This is a genomic window from Acinetobacter lactucae (genome assembly GCF_013344765.1).
Taxonomy (GTDB): domain Bacteria; phylum Pseudomonadota; class Gammaproteobacteria; order Pseudomonadales; family Moraxellaceae; genus Acinetobacter; species Acinetobacter lactucae_A.
This window is the reverse complement of the sequence record NZ_JABVBF010000075.1, coordinates 1-15,799: the sequence shown is the minus strand read 5'-3', so window position 1 is coordinate 15,799 and position 15,799 is coordinate 1. Positions and strand designations below refer to the sequence as shown.

Annotated in this window: 15 protein-coding genes; all 15 read left to right on the top strand. The window is 42.0% G+C overall.

Annotated elements, in window-relative coordinates; genetic code table 11:
• Nucleotides 1-210 precede the first annotated feature (210 nt).
• The gene (gene ftsB / locus HUN22_RS09405) at nt 211-600 is read left to right on the top strand and encodes a cell division protein FtsB (protein WP_004643028.1); all 390 of its coding nucleotides are present in this window, start codon (nt 211-213) and stop codon (nt 598-600) included.
• Complete coding sequence (gene ispD, locus HUN22_RS09400) at nt 566-1,282, top strand: 2-C-methyl-D-erythritol 4-phosphate cytidylyltransferase (protein WP_174728464.1); 717 nt, start codon at nt 566-568, stop codon at nt 1,280-1,282. The genes ftsB and ispD overlap by 35 nt, the downstream gene beginning before the upstream one ends.
• Nucleotides 1,283-1,622: 340 nt before the next feature.
• Nucleotides 1,623-2,294, top strand: a complete 672-nt coding sequence (locus HUN22_RS09395) for a 3-oxoacid CoA-transferase subunit A (RefSeq protein WP_174728461.1) — start codon at nt 1,623-1,625, stop codon at nt 2,292-2,294.
• 18 nt (nt 2,295-2,312) lie between these two features.
• Nucleotides 2,313-2,966, top strand: a complete 654-nt coding sequence (locus HUN22_RS09390; RefSeq protein ID WP_174728458.1) for a 3-oxoacid CoA-transferase subunit B — start codon at nt 2,313-2,315, stop codon at nt 2,964-2,966.
• A gap of 12 nt (nt 2,967-2,978) precedes the next feature.
• Complete coding sequence (gene pcaF / locus HUN22_RS09385) at nt 2,979-4,190, top strand: 3-oxoadipyl-CoA thiolase (RefSeq protein ID WP_174728455.1); 1,212 nt, start codon at nt 2,979-2,981, stop codon at nt 4,188-4,190.
• 2 nt (nt 4,191-4,192) lie between these two features.
• Nucleotides 4,193-5,551 carry a 3-carboxy-cis,cis-muconate cycloisomerase gene (gene pcaB, locus HUN22_RS09380; protein WP_174728451.1) on the top strand — a complete coding sequence of 453 codons (1,359 nt, stop codon included), beginning with the start codon at nt 4,193-4,195 and terminating at the stop codon, nt 5,549-5,551.
• Entirely contained in the window at nt 5,548-6,333 is a 786-nt protein-coding gene (gene pcaD, locus HUN22_RS09375) for a 3-oxoadipate enol-lactonase (protein ID WP_174728448.1), read from the top strand. The genes pcaB and pcaD overlap by 4 nt, the downstream gene beginning before the upstream one ends.
• A gap of 42 nt (nt 6,334-6,375) precedes the next feature.
• On the top strand, nt 6,376-7,731 hold the full coding sequence (locus HUN22_RS09370; protein ID WP_016145484.1) for an MFS transporter: 1,356 nt from the start codon (nt 6,376-6,378) through the stop codon (nt 7,729-7,731).
• Between the two features lie 15 nt (nt 7,732-7,746).
• Entirely contained in the window at nt 7,747-8,160 is a 414-nt protein-coding gene (gene pcaC, locus HUN22_RS09365; protein ID WP_004701356.1) for a 4-carboxymuconolactone decarboxylase, read from the top strand.
• Between the two features lie 10 nt (nt 8,161-8,170).
• Entirely contained in the window at nt 8,171-8,896 is a 726-nt protein-coding gene (gene pcaH / locus HUN22_RS09360; RefSeq protein ID WP_000077913.1) for a protocatechuate 3,4-dioxygenase subunit beta, read from the top strand.
• Nucleotides 8,897-8,910: 14 nt separating this feature from the next.
• Nucleotides 8,911-9,540 (top strand): protocatechuate 3,4-dioxygenase subunit alpha, encoded by a 630-nt coding sequence (gene pcaG, locus HUN22_RS09355; protein WP_001067208.1) that lies wholly within the window; start codon nt 8,911-8,913, stop codon nt 9,538-9,540.
• A 69-nt stretch (nt 9,541-9,609) separates the two neighbouring features.
• On the top strand, nt 9,610-10,437 hold the full coding sequence (gene aroD, locus HUN22_RS09350) for a type I 3-dehydroquinate dehydratase (protein ID WP_174728467.1): 828 nt from the start codon (nt 9,610-9,612) through the stop codon (nt 10,435-10,437).
• 19 nt (nt 10,438-10,456) lie between these two features.
• Complete coding sequence (locus HUN22_RS09345) at nt 10,457-11,911, top strand: right-handed parallel beta-helix repeat-containing protein (protein WP_174728444.1); 1,455 nt, start codon at nt 10,457-10,459, stop codon at nt 11,909-11,911.
• Between the two features lie 61 nt (nt 11,912-11,972).
• Nucleotides 11,973-13,292 (top strand): carbohydrate porin, encoded by a 1,320-nt coding sequence (locus tag HUN22_RS09340; RefSeq protein ID WP_174728441.1) that lies wholly within the window; start codon nt 11,973-11,975, stop codon nt 13,290-13,292.
• Between the two features lie 82 nt (nt 13,293-13,374).
• Nucleotides 13,375-15,799 (top strand): glucose/quinate/shikimate family membrane-bound PQQ-dependent dehydrogenase (locus tag HUN22_RS09335; RefSeq protein ID WP_174728438.1); only part of this gene is annotated, 2,425 nt, incomplete at its 3' end.

Sequence of the window (15,799 nt, the reverse complement as noted above, 5' to 3'; positions counted from 1 at the left end):
GTGATTTATAAGCAGTTGTACTTATAAATATGATTTCCCTTTCAAATTCCATTCATTTTTGACAAAATGAAACATGTCACAATGGTCAATTTAAAGTAACATGCGCATTAATAGTTTTGCACTGATTTTGCAGGAATTTTGCATGCTCTTTTTAAATTGTTATACAATACAAAAGCTTAATCAAAGTTTTTAATTAAAACTCTTAATGATATGTTAGAAGTATTTCGATCCACTTCAAGCAAACTGATATTGCTACTTGTTATTGTTTTAGTAGCCATACTGCAATATCAATTTTGGTTAGGTGAGGGTGGTTATATCCCTCATCAAGCTCTCATGCAACAAATTCAGCAACAAGCTGAGGTAAATGAAGAGCTTAAAGAACGAAACCGTATTTTGGCAGCAGAGGTTTTTGACCTGAAAAATGGTACAGAAGCAATTGAAGAACATGCACGCCTTGATCTTGGTTTGGTTAAACCACATGAGACATTTGTTCAAATGAGTACAATCAGTACCCATTACAAGCCTATTTATATTGACCCGAACGCTAAAGTTGATTTGGAAACGAATGAGACACCTGCATCCCCAGATATCCCAGACTAAATTATGGGCAGTTATTCCCGCTGCAGGATCAGGAAGTCGATTTTCTAAAACTGAATTGAAGCAGTATCAATATATTCAGAATAGGACTGTTTTAGAACATACGATTGGCCGTATAAGTCAACTTGCATTAAATGGTTATGTTTTAGCAATCGGTGCCCAAGATACCTTCGCCCAGACTCTTGCATTTCAAAATATAGATAAGGCGCATTTTTGCATTGGTGGAGCTGAACGAGTCCATTCGGTATTAAATGCTTTAAATCACCTTTTAACTTTTGCTGATGAAAATGATTGGGTCCTTGTCCACGATGCAGCACGGCCTTGCGTAACCATTGATTGTTTAAATACCCTTGTTGAACAAGCAATTGAGTCAAATCATAGTGCTATTTTAGCGATTCCTGTTCGTGACACATTAAAGCATGTTGAGATAAATAATCATATTAATAAAACGGTAAGCCGAGATTCTTTATGGCAAGCTCAAACTCCTCAAATTGCTAAAATTGGTAAGCTCAAAAAAGCAATTGAATATGCTATAGAAAATCATATTGCTATTACTGACGAGGCAAGCGCACTTGAATATATGGGGGAAACTGTCCAAGTCGTAATGGGGCGTTCTGATAATATAAAAATTACCTATCCCGATGACTTAGAACTTGCACGCTTAATTCTTCAATCTCAATCTTAATTGTCTCATTTTTGAAACTGCTTAGGTGCTTAAATGATCTAAGCAAATTGTTCTATATATCTCTTTATAACATCTCACATTCTTTTACATTGATAAGATTTACGATTTATCAGGAAGAGAATACTTTAGATAATGTTCGATAATCGCACAAAATATATTTATACCGAACAAAACTGTATGTAGCTTACTAGATCAAAATACGAAAATTATCAAAAATGATTAAAAGGGAAATCTAAGGGAAACACTCGGGATTGAGTGAAATATTTATCTATTCTTCTCGCCTCAGTGTGCCTAACTCTCTTACCTATTTCTTCTTCAATGAGCACAATGGAGTTGTCTAATGATTGACAAAAGTAAGTCCTCACTAAGCGAGGCACTCTCGCAGATTAAAGATGGTGCAACCATTCTGATTGGTGGTTTTGGTACCGCAGGACAACCCGCTGAACTCATTGATGGACTGATTGAACTGGGTGTTAAAGATTTAACCATTATCAGCAACAATGCTGGTAATGGTGACTATGGTCTGGCGAAACTGCTTAAAGCCGGTTCAGTTAAAAAAGTGATTTGTTCTTTCCCACGTCAGGCAGACTCTTACGTGTTTGATGAACTGTACCGTGCCGGAAAAGTTGAACTTGAAGTGGTTCCACAGGGTAATCTGGCTTGCCGTATTCAAGCAGCAGGTATGGGACTTGGTGCTGTGTTTACCCCAACTGGCTTTGGAACACTTTTAGCTGAAGGTAAAGAAACCCGCCAGATCAATGGCAAAGATTATGTACTTGAATATCCGATCAAGGCTGACTTTGCCTTAATTAAAGCTTACAAAGGCGATCGCTGGGGCAATCTGGTTTACCGTAAATCTGCACGTAACTTTGGCCCGATTATGGCCATGGCTGCTGATGTCACGATTGTTCAGGTTTCTGAAGTGGTTGAGCTAGGTGGATTAGATCCAGAGCACATCATCACCCCAGGTATCTTTGTACAGAACGTTGTTCAAGTACAGCCCGCACAATAAGCAATAAGGAGAAATAACATGAGCTACCAGAAACTCAGCCGTGACCAGATTGCAAAACGTGTGGCACAAGATATTCCCGATGGTGCCTATGTGAATTTGGGCATTGGTTTACCAACCAAGATCGCCAGCTACTTACCTAGCGACAAAGATATTTTTCTTCATTCTGAAAATGGCCTGTTGGCTTTTGGCCCACCACCAGCAGCAGGTGAAGAAGATCCTGAACTGATTAATGCGGGTAAAGAGTTTGTGACCATGCTTGAAGGCGGCAGCTTTTTCCACCATGGCGACTCGTTTGCGATGATGCGTGGTGGTCACCTTGATATTGCTGTACTCGGTGCCTTTCAGGTTGCAGCGAATGGTGATTTGGCGAACTGGCACACGGGGGCACCGGATGCGATTCCTGCAGTAGGTGGTGCGATGGATTTAGCTGTAGGTGCCAAGAAAGTATTTATCACCACAGACCATGTGACCAAGCAAGGTGAACCGAAGATTGTGGCTGAGCTGACTTATCCGGTTACAGGTAAAAAATGTGTGGATCGTATTTACACCGACCTGTGTGTGATTGACGTGACTAAAGATGGTTTAAAGGTGATTGAGAAAGTGGAAGGTCTTAGCTTTGATGAGTTACAGGCTTTGACTGGTGCAACTTTGATTGATGCGACTCAAGGGTAAGGAAATAGGGAAATGACATTAAAAAACGCTTATATCATCGATGCCATCCGTACACCATTCGGCCGTTACGCCGGTGGCCTTGCACCTGTCCGTGCCGATGACCTTGGTGCTGTGCCGATCAAAGCTCTCATGCAGCGTAATCCGAATGTAGATTGGGAACAGGTCGATGATGTGATCTATGGCTGTGCCAACCAAGCCGGTGAAGATAACCGTAATGTCGGCCGTATGTCAGCACTGCTTGCAGGTTTACCATACCAAGTACCGGCAACGACTATTAACCGTTTGTGTGGCTCTTCACTTGATGCCATTGCCATTGCTGCCCGTGCCATTAAAGCCAGTGAAGCGAACTTGGTGATTGCAGGTGGTGTGGAAAGCATGAGCCGTGCACCTTATGTGATGGGTAAGTCTGACAGTGCTTTTGGTCGTAGCCAGAAGATTGAAGACACCACCATGGGATGGCGCTTCATTAACCCTAAACTTAAAGAATTGTATGGTGTAGATACCATGCCCCAGACTGCCGAAAACGTGGCTGAACAGTTTAACGTTAATCGTGCAGATCAGGACCAGTTTGCCTTGGTGAGCCAACAACGCACCGCAAGCGCGCAAGCCAAAGGCTTTTTTTCTAAAGAAATCGTGGCAGTTGAAATCCCTCAGCGTAAGGGTGATGCTGTGGTGATTGATACAGATGAACATCCACGTGCATCAACCACCCTTGAAGGTTTAAGCAAACTTAAACCTGTGGTTAAAGCAGATGGCACGGTTACTGCGGGTAATGCTTCAGGCATTAACGATGGTGCAGCAGCTCTATTGATTGCTTCTGATGGTGCAGTTCAAGCTTACAACCTCAAACCGCGTGCCAAGATCATTGCTTCAACAGCAGTGGGTGTAGAACCACGCATTATGGGTTTTGCTCCGGCACCAGCCATTAAAAAGTTACTTAAAAACGCCAACCTGACTTTAGATCAGATGGATGTAATTGAGCTGAATGAAGCCTTTGCTGCACAGGCTTTGGCAGTGACCCGTGATTTAGGTTTGCCAGATAACTCTGACAAGGTAAATCCAAACGGTGGTGCAATTGCTTTAGGTCATCCACTTGGTGCATCAGGCGCACGCCTCGTGACCACAGCCTTAAACCAGCTTGAACAGACAGATGGCCGTTATGCCTTGTGTTCAATGTGCATTGGTGTAGGCCAAGGGATTGCTTTGATTATTGAGAGAGTCTAATCATGAGCCAGTTATATGCCAGCTTGTTTTATCAAAAAGACGTTACTGACATCTTTAGTGACTCATCTTTAATCACATATATGATTCAGGTTGAAGTCGCTTTAGCTCAAGCACAGGCACAAGTTGGTGTGATTCCTCAAAATGCAGCTAATACCATTGCCCAAGTAGCTGAGCAGGCATTAGACAAGTTTGATTTCCCAGCGTTGGCTGTAGCAACTGGCTTAGCTGGAAATATCGCAATTCCATTTGTAAAGCAGCTTACAGCAATTGTTAAAGAAATTGATGAAGATGCTTCACGTTATGTGCATTGGGGCGCAACAAGTCAGGATATTTTAGATACAGCCTGTATTTTGCAATGCCGTGATGCGTTGAATATTGTGGAAGGCCAAATTCAACAATGCTATGCGACTGCATTACAGCAAGCCAAGCAATATCGCCATCAAGTCATGATTGGACGTACATGGTTACAGCAAGCTTTACCAATTACCTTGGGACATAAACTTGCTCGTTGGGCTTCTGCATTTAAACGCGATTTAGACCGTATACAAGCTATGAAATCGCGTGTGCTCACTGCTCAGTTAGGCGGTGCTGTGGGTTCACTGGCTTCTTTGCAAGATCAAGGTTCGCTTGTGGTCAATGCATTTGCTCAGCAACTGAATCTGACTGTACCGACAAGCACATGGCATGGCGAGCGAGATCGTATCGTTGAAATTGCAAGTGTGCTTGGCATGATTGTCGGGAATACGGGCAAGATGGCACGGGATTGGTCACTGATGATGCAAACTGAAATTGCAGAATTGTTTGAACCAACTGCAAAGGGTCGCGGTGGTTCATCGACCATGCCTCATAAGCGTAATCCGGTTGCGGCAGCGTCTGTGTTAGCGGCGGCGAATCGTGTACCAGCGCTGATGTCTAGCATTTATCAAAGCATGGTGCAGGAACATGAGCGTAGCTTAGGCGCATGGCATGCAGAATGGCTAGCAATCCCTGAAATTTTTCAGCTTTGTGCTGGAGCATTAAGTCGTACTGGTGAAGTTTTACAAGGTTTCGAAGTTAATGCTGAGCATATGCAACGTAACCTTGAATGTACCAATGGGTTGATTATGGCGGAAGCTGTAATGATGGCGCTTGCTCCAAAAATTGGACGTTTAAATGCACATCATGTTGTTGAAGCAGCTTGTAAAACAGCGGTAGCACAAAAACAGCATTTATCTGAAGTTGTTAGTCAGTTAGATGAAGTAAAAGAACATTTTAGCCCAACAGAAATTTTGGAAATATTTAAAGCAGAAAACTATTTGGGCAACATTCAAGCTCAAATTGATGCTGTTCTGCAAGAAGCGCAAGGAGGAGACATAAAGTGAAACAGCTTATAACTAATCGACAAGGTAAGCAGCTCGCTGTATATACCGAAGGATTAAAAGATGCTCCAGCACTAGTGTTATCTAACTCGTTAGGAACAGATCATGGAATGTGGCAGCCGCAAGTAGAGGAGCTAAAAAGTCATTTTAATGTGATTACATATGACACACGTGGTCATGGTGAAAGTGATGTAATTAGTGACACTACATTGCAAAACCTAGCGGAAGATGTGGTTGATATTTTAGATGCCTTAAATATTGAAAAAGCTCATTTTTGTGGCATTTCAATGGGAGGTATCACAGGACTTTGGTTAGGTATTTATCATCCAAATCGTTTTATTAGCATTACTGTCGCGAACTCGGCAGCCAAAATTGGTCAAGCTGATGCATGGTTAAGCCGCGCTGAATCAGTAGAACAAAATGGACTAGCTGAATTGGTTAAGACCACGCACACACGTTGGTTTAGCGAAAAATTCGACTATCAACATAATGTGGTTGCACAAACAACTATTCAAAGTCTGGCAAACACACCAGCACAAGGTTATGCCAATGCATGTCGTGCATTAGCACATGCCGATTTAAGAGATGAAATTGCACAAATCCAAGTTCCGGTATTGCTAATTGCAGGAACAGCAGATCCAGTGACAACAGTAGCAGATGCTGAGTTTATGCAGAATGCAGTCAAGAACTGTCAACTTGCTAAATTGGAAGCATCTCATCTTTCTAATATTGAGCAACCGCAAAGATTTACTCAGGAATTGAGTAGGTTTATTCAGCAAATCTAATAGCTTAGTAGTTTAAAAGGAATTGGCCTTAAGGAGGCAAATATGGCGTCTCAGGATTACGCTGCACCAAATAAAAGTATCGATGCTCAAGCACTGATTAATGATGCTCCACTCAGTAAGTATCAATGGATGATCGCAATCATCTGTTTCTTAATTATTTTTACTGATGGAATTGATACTGCAGCGATGGGTTTTATCGCTCCAGCATTGGCTCAGGACTGGGGGGTTGACCGCTCTCAGTTAGGACCAGTAATGAGTGCTGCACTTGGTGGAATGATTATTGGAGCTTTAGTTTCAGGTCCAACAGCTGACCGTTTTGGCCGCAAAATTGTTTTAGCAGTATCAATGCTGATTTTTGGTGGATTTACCTTGGCATCTGCTTATGCAACCAACTTAGATAGCCTTGTCGTTTTACGCTTTTTGACAGGTATTGGGCTTGGTGCAGCAATGCCGAATGCCACCACATTATTTTCTGAGTATTGTCCAACACGCATTCGTTCACTGCTGGTGACATGCATGTTCTGTGGCTACAACTTAGGTATGGCTACAGGCGGTTTTATTAGTAGCTGGCTCATCCCGACCTACGGTTGGCACAGTCTATTTTTACTTGGCGGTTGGTCACCTTTGATTTTAATGGTTTTAGTGATTTTGGTTTTACCTGAGTCTTACCGCTTTTTAATTGTGAAAGGTAAGAACCCTGAAAAAGTACGCAAAATCTTAAATCATATCGCACCAACTCAAGTTCAAAATGCGACTGCATTTCATGTACCAGAAGAGAAAACTGAGACAGCTCAAAAGAAAAATGTCTTTGGAATTATGTTTTCTAAACCATATGCGAAAGGAACGGTTTTGCTTTGGTTGACCTACTTTATGGGATTAGTGGTTGTTTACTTGCTTACAAGCTGGTTACCAACACTGATGCGTGAAACCGGTGCTTCAATGGAGCGCGCTGCATTTATCGGTGGATTATTCCAGTTTGGTGGTGTGGTAAGTGCATTGTTCATTGGTTGGGCGATGGACAAATTTAACCCGAACCGAGTCATTGCCATTTTTTACTTTGCTGCAGGTCTATTTGCGATTGCTGTTGGTCAAAGCTTAGGAAACTCAACATTACTTGCAGTATTGGTGCTTTGTGCCGGTATCGCGATTAACGGTGCGCAATCTTCAATGCCAGCTTTAAGTGCACGTTTCTATCCAACGCAGTGCCGTGCAACGGGTGTGTCTTGGATGACGGGTATTGGACGTTTCGGTGCGGTATTTGGTGCATGGATTGGTGCAGTGCTACTCGGCAATGATTGGTCGTTTACTGCCATTCTTAGTTTATTACTAATTCCGGCGACTGCTGCGGCTGTTGCTGTATTTGTTAAATCACTTGTTGCGCATACCGATGCAACTTAATAGAGGTCTATCACAATGAATGATGAACAACGCTATAAACAAGGCATTGAAGTGCGGACTGAAGTTTTGGGTGAAAAGCATGTTGGTCGGTCTTTGCAAAACCTCAATGACTTTAACCAAGATTTTCAAAATTTTATTAGCCGTTACGCATGGGGTGAGGTGTGGTCTCGGCCGGGCTTACCACGTCATACACGTAGTTTAGTCACTATCGCAATTTTATTGTCGCTTGGCCGTGAAGACGAACTACGCATGCATTTACGTGCTTGCTTTAACAATGGCGTAACTAAAGAAGATTTAAAAGAGCTGATCTTACATAGCTCACTGTATGCAGGTTTACCTGCTGCAAATGCTGCAATGCATATGGCCGAAGAAGTCTTTAAAGAGTTGGGAATAGAAGTAAACCCAATTGCAGCGAAAGAACAGGATTAAGGAGATAAAGATGTCACAACATAGCTGGGGTGCTTACGCCCAACGTAATACAGATGATCATCCACCAGCGTATACGCCAGGTTATAAAACAAGTGTATTACGTTCGCCAAAAAATGCATTGATCTCTATTAACGAGACTCTAACTGAAGTTACTGCGCCGCATTTTTCTTCAAACTTGTTTGGTCCAAAAGATAACGACTTGATTTTGAACTATGCCAAAGATGGTTTACCAATTGGTGAGCGTGTCATTGTGCATGGCTATGTTCGTGACCAATTTGGTCGTCCTGTAAAAAATGCACTTCTAGAAGTATGGCAGGCCAACGCTTCTGGTCGTTACCGTCATCCAAACGATAAGTTTATTGGTGCAATGGACCCTAACTTTGGTGGTTGTGGTCGTACCTTAACTGATGAAAATGGTTTTTATATTTTCCGTACCATTAAACCGGGTCCGTACCCATGGCGTAACCGTATTAATGAATGGCGTCCTGCACATATTCATTTCTCTTTAATTGCTGATGGTTGGGCTCAGCGTCTGATTTCGCAGTTTTATTTTGAAGGCGATACGCTCATTGATACTTGCCCGATCTTAAAAACGATTCCTTCTGAAGATCAACGTCGTGCCTTGATTGCACTAGAAGATAAAAACAACTTTATCGAAGCAGATAGCCGTTGTTACCGTTTTGACATCACTTTACGTGGACGTCGAGCGACTTACTTCGAAAACGAATTGACTTAATCGGGAGCACTAGCATGAATAACTGGAATTTTCAGGAACTAAAAGAAACTCCATCTCAAACAGGTGGTCCTTACGTTCACATTGGGCTATTGCCACAACAAGCAAATATTGAAGTGTTTGAAAACAACTTTAATAACCAGCTAGTACAAGATCAGACCAAAGGTGAGCGTATTCGTCTTGAAGGCCAAGTGTTTGACGGGTTGGGTTTACCGCTACGCGATGTGCTGATTGAGATTTGGCAAGCTGATGCGAACGGTATTTATCCAAGTCAGGCAGATACGCGTGAGCAAAAAGCTGACCCAGCATTTCAAGGTTGGGGCCGTACAGGTGCTGACTTTGAAACGGGTGTTTGGAGTTTCAATACGATTAAACCGGGCGCGACAGCAGGCCGTAAAGGTTCAACTCAAGCTCCACATATTGCGTTAGTTATTTTCGCTCGCGGTATTAACTTGGGTCTTCATACACGTGTTTATTTTGAAGATGAAGCTGAAGCAAATGCTAACGACCCAATTCTAAATAGCATTGAATGGGCACCACGTCGCCAAACACTTATTGCAAAACGTTTTGAAGAAAATGGTGAAGTTGTTTACCGCTTTGATATTCGTATTCAAGGTGATGACGAAACTGTATTTTTTGATATTTAAGAAACACCTAAGGCTACACCTGATTATTCAAGGATGCGTGTAGCCTTTTTAAGGATGAACGATATGAACATGAAAACATTATTAAGCCTAAGTTTGCTTGCACTCCCATTTTTTACTGCACAGGTGAATGCTGAACCTGTTGCTTTAGCTGCTCAAACACAACCTGCTAATACAGCCGTTAAAACGATTGTTCCGATTACCGCAAAAACCAAAGAACAAGCTTTGGCACAAGCTCAAGTCATTGCAAATACAGCAGATGCTGATTTGGCAGAGTTTCGTATCGATTTACTTAGTTTTGCGAGTGATACAAAACAAGTGATTGCTTTGGGCCATGAGTTGAAAAAGGTTTTGGGCAATAAGCCAATGATTGCCACCATTCGTACGAAAAACGAAGGCGGCCAGCTTGAAATTAGTGATGTGGATTATGGTAAGACTTATCAAGCTTACTTAAAGAATCCGTTCATGGATTGGTTAGATGTTGAAATGTTCCGTGATCAAAAAGTAGTTTCAGAAATTGTTCAAAAAGCACATCAAAAGAAAGTGCTGATTGTCATGTCTAATCACGACTTTCAAAAAACACCAAGCCAAGATGAAATTGAAAAACGCTTATTAAAACAAGATCAAATGGGTGCAGATATTCTCAAAATTGCCGTAATGCCAAAATCTAAACAAGATGTTTTCACTTTAATGAATGCAACTTTAAAAGTAAGTCAGCAAACCACTAAGCCATTATTGACGATGTCGATGGGGCAATTAGGTACGATTTCTCGTGTTGCGACTGCCAATATGGGCGGAAGTTATAGCTTTGGCATGATTGGTGAGGCGTCAGCACCCGGTCAAATTGATGTGACCAAGCTCAAACAGATTTTAAAAACCGTTCAACCAACAAACCCATAAATCATAAGGATATGATCAAATGAATACATTACGTTTAACTACTCTTGCATTAGGTTTGATGGTTTCAGGTGTGACTGCAGCGCAAACTTATGTTGTTGATCGTTATCAGGATGATAGCAATAAAGGCTCTTTACGCTGGGCAATCGAACAAGCTAACGCGAACCCGAGTGAAGCAAGTGACATCTTGATTCAAGCAGTAGGCAAAGCACCTTATGCGATTAAATTAAATAGTGCACTTCCTGAGATTAAAGCACCCGTCAAAATCATTGGTACCCAGTGGGATAAAACTGGTGAATACATCGCAATTGATGGTTCAAATTATATTAAAGGTGAAGGTGCAAAAGCTTGTCCTGGTGCAAACCCTGAGCAGTATGGAACAAATGTCCGTACAATGACTTTACCGGGGTTGGTACTACGTGACGTCAACAATGTCACTTTAAAAGGTTTAGACATTCATCGCTTTTGTATTGGTGTATTGATTAACCGTTCAAGCAATAACCTGATTCAACATAACCGCATTAGTAATAACTACGGTGGTGCTGGTGTCATGCTCACTGGTGATGATGGACAAGGTAACCCAACTGCAACCACGACCAATAACAACAAAGTTTTAGACAACATTTTCCAAGACAATGGGGATGGTTTAGAACTGACACGTGGTGCTGCATTTAACTTAATTGCCAATAACCATTTTGTTTCAACGAAAGCAAACCCAGAGCCATCACAAGGTATTGAAATCTTGTGGGGTAATGATAATGCGGTAATTGGAAACAAGTTTGAAAACTACTCTGATGGCTTACAGATTAACTGGGGTAAGCGTAATTATATTGCCTACAACGAACTGACCAATAACTCGATTGGTTTTAACATGACGGGCGATGGCAACATTCTTGATAGCAACAGAATTCATGGTAACCGTATTGGTGTTGCGATCCGCTCTGAAAAAGATGCAAATGCAAAAATTACATTGACTAAAAATCTGATTTGGGACAATGGTAAAGATATTAAACGCTGTGAAGCTGGCGGTTCGTGTGTAGCAGATCAGCGTTTAGGGGCAATTGTATTTGCTGTGCCAGCACTTGAGCATGCAGGATTTGTCGGATCTCGTGGTGGCGGTGTGGTTGTTGATCCGGCTAAACAACAAAAAACATGTACTCAACCAAATCAACAAGGCTGTAATGCTCAACCTAATCAGGGCATTAAACCACCGAAATTAACCGCTACTAAAGGCTCAGTGGCTGTAGAAATTAATGGTTTACCAAACCAACGCTATCAAGTGGAGTTCTTTGGTAATCAAAATGCGTCATCAAAAGAAGCTGAGCAATATTTAGGTGCGGTTACTGTTGCTACAGATGCGCAAGGTAATGCAAAAGCTAATTGGAAACCAACTTTAAAAGTTGATTCAATTACAGCAAATATCACTGATCGCTTTGGAGCGACGTCTGAACTCAGTTCGGTCGTACAAACTAAATAATAACAATAAGGAAAGCGCCTCAAACCGAGGCGCAGCATAGAAATGATAAAAGGGACTTAAGATGCCAAATTTAATGAAACTCAGTGTGTTAACAATCGCAGTATTAGGCAGTCAATTTGCGCTTGCGAATGAGCCGTGGTCACAAGACCGTCAATGGTTGCTTGGCGACTGGAATGGAAAACGCCAGCAGCTAGAACAACAGGGCTATAAATTTACAGCTTCTATTATGAGCCAAGCTGCTACAAATTTAGATGGTGGTTACAACGACAGCAATACTTTTGAAAATGCTGCACAACTTTCTTTAGGTGCAAACTTCGATTTAGAAAAAATTGCAGGATGGAAAGATACAACAGCGAGTCTAGTCGTGACCAAACGTGACGGGAATGCATTAACTCTTGAGCGTATTAAAGACCCACGTTCTAGCCAATTGGGTAATGCTCAAGAGATTTATGGACGCGGTAAAATCTGGCGTTTATCTCAAGCATGGGTGAGGAAGGGCTTTGTTGATAATACTGTACAGGTCAAATTTGGTCGTATGGGAATGTCAGAGGACTTTAATAGTTCTCAATGTGAGTTTCAGAACTTATTGCTTTGCGGTGGACAGCTAGGAAAATCAATCGGTTCAATTTGGTATAACTCACCAGTCGGTGTTTGGGCGACAAACGTTAAATATCAGTTTGCACCTGAATGGACTTTGGGATTGGGTGTGTACGAGGTCAATCCAGACAATATTAAAACCGAATCAAATAGTGATGGTTTTAATCTGGATATGAACAACGTGAAGGGTGCAACCATACCAGTTGAGCTCGCATGGAAACCAAAACTTACTGCTTTTAATGGTTTACCGGGTGAGTATAAAGTTGGTGCGTTGTACTCAACCGCAGAAGCGAATGATATTAAAACTGCCGATAAAGTTCATGACGGAAAACAAAGTTTCTGGATTAATACCCAGCAACAACTGACGAATAAAGGCGAAGATCCGAAACGCGGTTTATATATTAGTTTTAACGGCGTTGTAAATGATAAAGCAACCACCTTTGTTCAAAGCACACAACAACTTGCACTTTGGTATAAGGGGCCATTTGATAGCCGTCCAAATGACTCGATTGGTTTTGGTATAGCCAATTATGTAGTTAATGACCGTGCTAAAGATAAACAGATCGCAACAAATGAAAGTCGTGGATATTACAGTTATGATCCGATTGCATCTGACTATATTCCAATTCAAGACGACGAGCTAAATGTCGAGTTGAATTATACCTATCAATGGTCTCCGGCCGTCATGTTACGTCCAAACATTCAATATATTCATCAACCTGCGGGTGTGAAAGAGGTGGATGATGCATGGGTGGCTGGACTTAGTGTGAAAGTCAATTTTTAACAATATTGATGGCTGGTTAGACATAGTTTAACTGGCCCAAATGCTTGAACTATTCGGGTTCAGTATATGTGGAGTAGGCTCTATGTCTGAGTCAGGTTCTAAGTTTCATATCTTATTCAAAATATGGTGTTTTATATTAGGTCTAGTTTTATTGGCTACAGGTGTTTTTTACATCGTAGGTGGTGGAAAACTAGTATCACTCGGTGGTTCTTGGTATTTCCTTATCTCAGGACTGTTTATAACCATTTCGGCAATTAGTATTTTCCGTACAAAAGCACTGGGTGTCTGGATTTTTGCGGCTGTTTTTGTGGGTACGGTAATTTGGTCACTCATTGATGCTGGATGGGAATTTTGGCCGTTATTTTCGCGCTTAATGTTTCCTGCCGGTCTTTTTGCTGCCTTGCTATTTACTTTGCCTTCAATCCGACGTTACCAATTTCAAACTAGTTTGGCATCTTCATCCTATGCGGTAGGTGGATTAGTTGTAGTCGGTATGTTGATTGCGCTCTATCAAATGTTCCAACCGCATCCAACAGTAGCAAGTTCAGGTGAAAAGCTACCTTTAGTACCAGTTGACCCAGCTAAAAAACAGGTGAATTGGGAAAATTATGGAAATGATGCGGGTGGCAGCCGTTTTGTTGCTCTCGATCAAATTAACCGAGATAACGTTCATAAATTAAAAGAAGCATGGCGCTTTAGAACGGGCGATTTTACAACAGGTAGTGGTAATGGTGCTGAAGACCAAATGACTCCGCTACAAGTTGGAAATAAAGTCTTCTTATGTACACCACATAACAATATATTTGCCATAGATGCTGACTCGGGTAAACAGCTCTGGAAAGCTGAGGTGAACTCTAAAGCAGATGCTTGGGAACGTTGCCGTGGTGTTGCATATTTTGATTCAACAAAACCACTTGTACAGCCAACTTTAGCGGGTGCAAATGCAGTAACTGCCGTTGCAACCAATACGGCATGTCCACGCCGTGTATATACCAATACACCTGATGGTCGTTTAATTGCAGTGAATGCGGATAATGGTCAGCGCTGTGTTGATTTTGGTGTAAATGGAACAGTTGATTTGTTAGAAGGTCTTGGTGCTGGAACAAAAGCACCACGTTTTGAAGTGACTTCTGCACCGACGATTGCTGGAACAACGATTGTAGTGGGTAGCCGTATTGCCGATAACGTAGCAGCAGATATGCCAGGTGGTGTTATCCGTGGTTATGACGTGATTACAGGTAAACTTCGCTGGGCATTTGACCCGCGTAATCCAGATCCTAACTATGTGCTTAAACCGGGTGAAACCTATAAACGCAGTTCGGCAAACTCTTGGGCAGCAATGTCATATGACCCGCAAATGAATACTGTGTTCTTACCTATGGGTAGCTCATCTGTCGATATTTGGGGTGGTAACCGTAATCCGTTAGATCATAAATACAATACTTCTGTTTTGGCACTCGATGCGACAACGGGTAAAGAAAAGTGGGTATATCAAACTGTTCATAACGATTTATGGGACTTCGACTTACCTATGCAACCGAGTCTAGTCGACTTCCCATTAAAAGATGGTACGACTAAACCAGCTGTTGTCATTGGAACTAAATCAGGCCAATTCTTTGTGCTTGACCGTGTAACGGGTAAACCGTTGACTAAAGTAATTGAACAGCCAGTTAAACCTGCCAATATTCCGGGTGAACAATACAGTGCAACTCAACCTCGTTCAGTTGAAATGCCTCAAATTGGTAATCAGACTTTAACTGAGTCAGATATGTGGGGTGCAACACCATTTGATCAGCTCATGTGCCGTATTAACTTTAAGTCAATGCGTTACGAAGGCCTATTTACTGCACCAGGTACTGATGTTTCGTTAAGCTTCCCTGGTTCTTTAGGTGGCATGAACTGGGGTAGCATTGCTTTTGACCCGACTCATCGCTACATGTTCGTGAACGATATGCGCCTTGGCTTATGGATTCAACTGATGGAACAAACTCCTGAAGACATTAAGATTCAGGCGAATGGTGGAGAGAAAGTAAACACGGGTATGGGTGCTGTACCAATGAAAGGTACGCCATATAAAGTGAATAAAAACCGCTTTATGTCAGCTCTGAAAATTCCTTGTCAGAAACCTCCATTTGGTACGATGACTGCAATTGACATGAAAACTCGTCAAGTGGCGTGGCAGGTACCGCTGGGTACGGTTGAAGACACAGGACCTATGGGTATCAAAATGGGCTTAAAAGCACCGATTGGTATGCCAACAATTGGTGGTCCGATGGCAACTCAAGGTGGTTTAGTTTTCTTCGCTGCAACACAAGACTACTACTTACGTGCATTTGATTCATCTACAGGTAAAGAACTGTGGAAATCACGCATGCCGGTCGGTAGTCAGGGAACACCAATAAGCTATGTTTCACCTAAAACAGGTAAACAGTATGTGGTTATTACCGCAGGCGGAGCACGTCAATCACCTGATCATGGCGATTATGTGATCGCTTATAGTCTAGAAC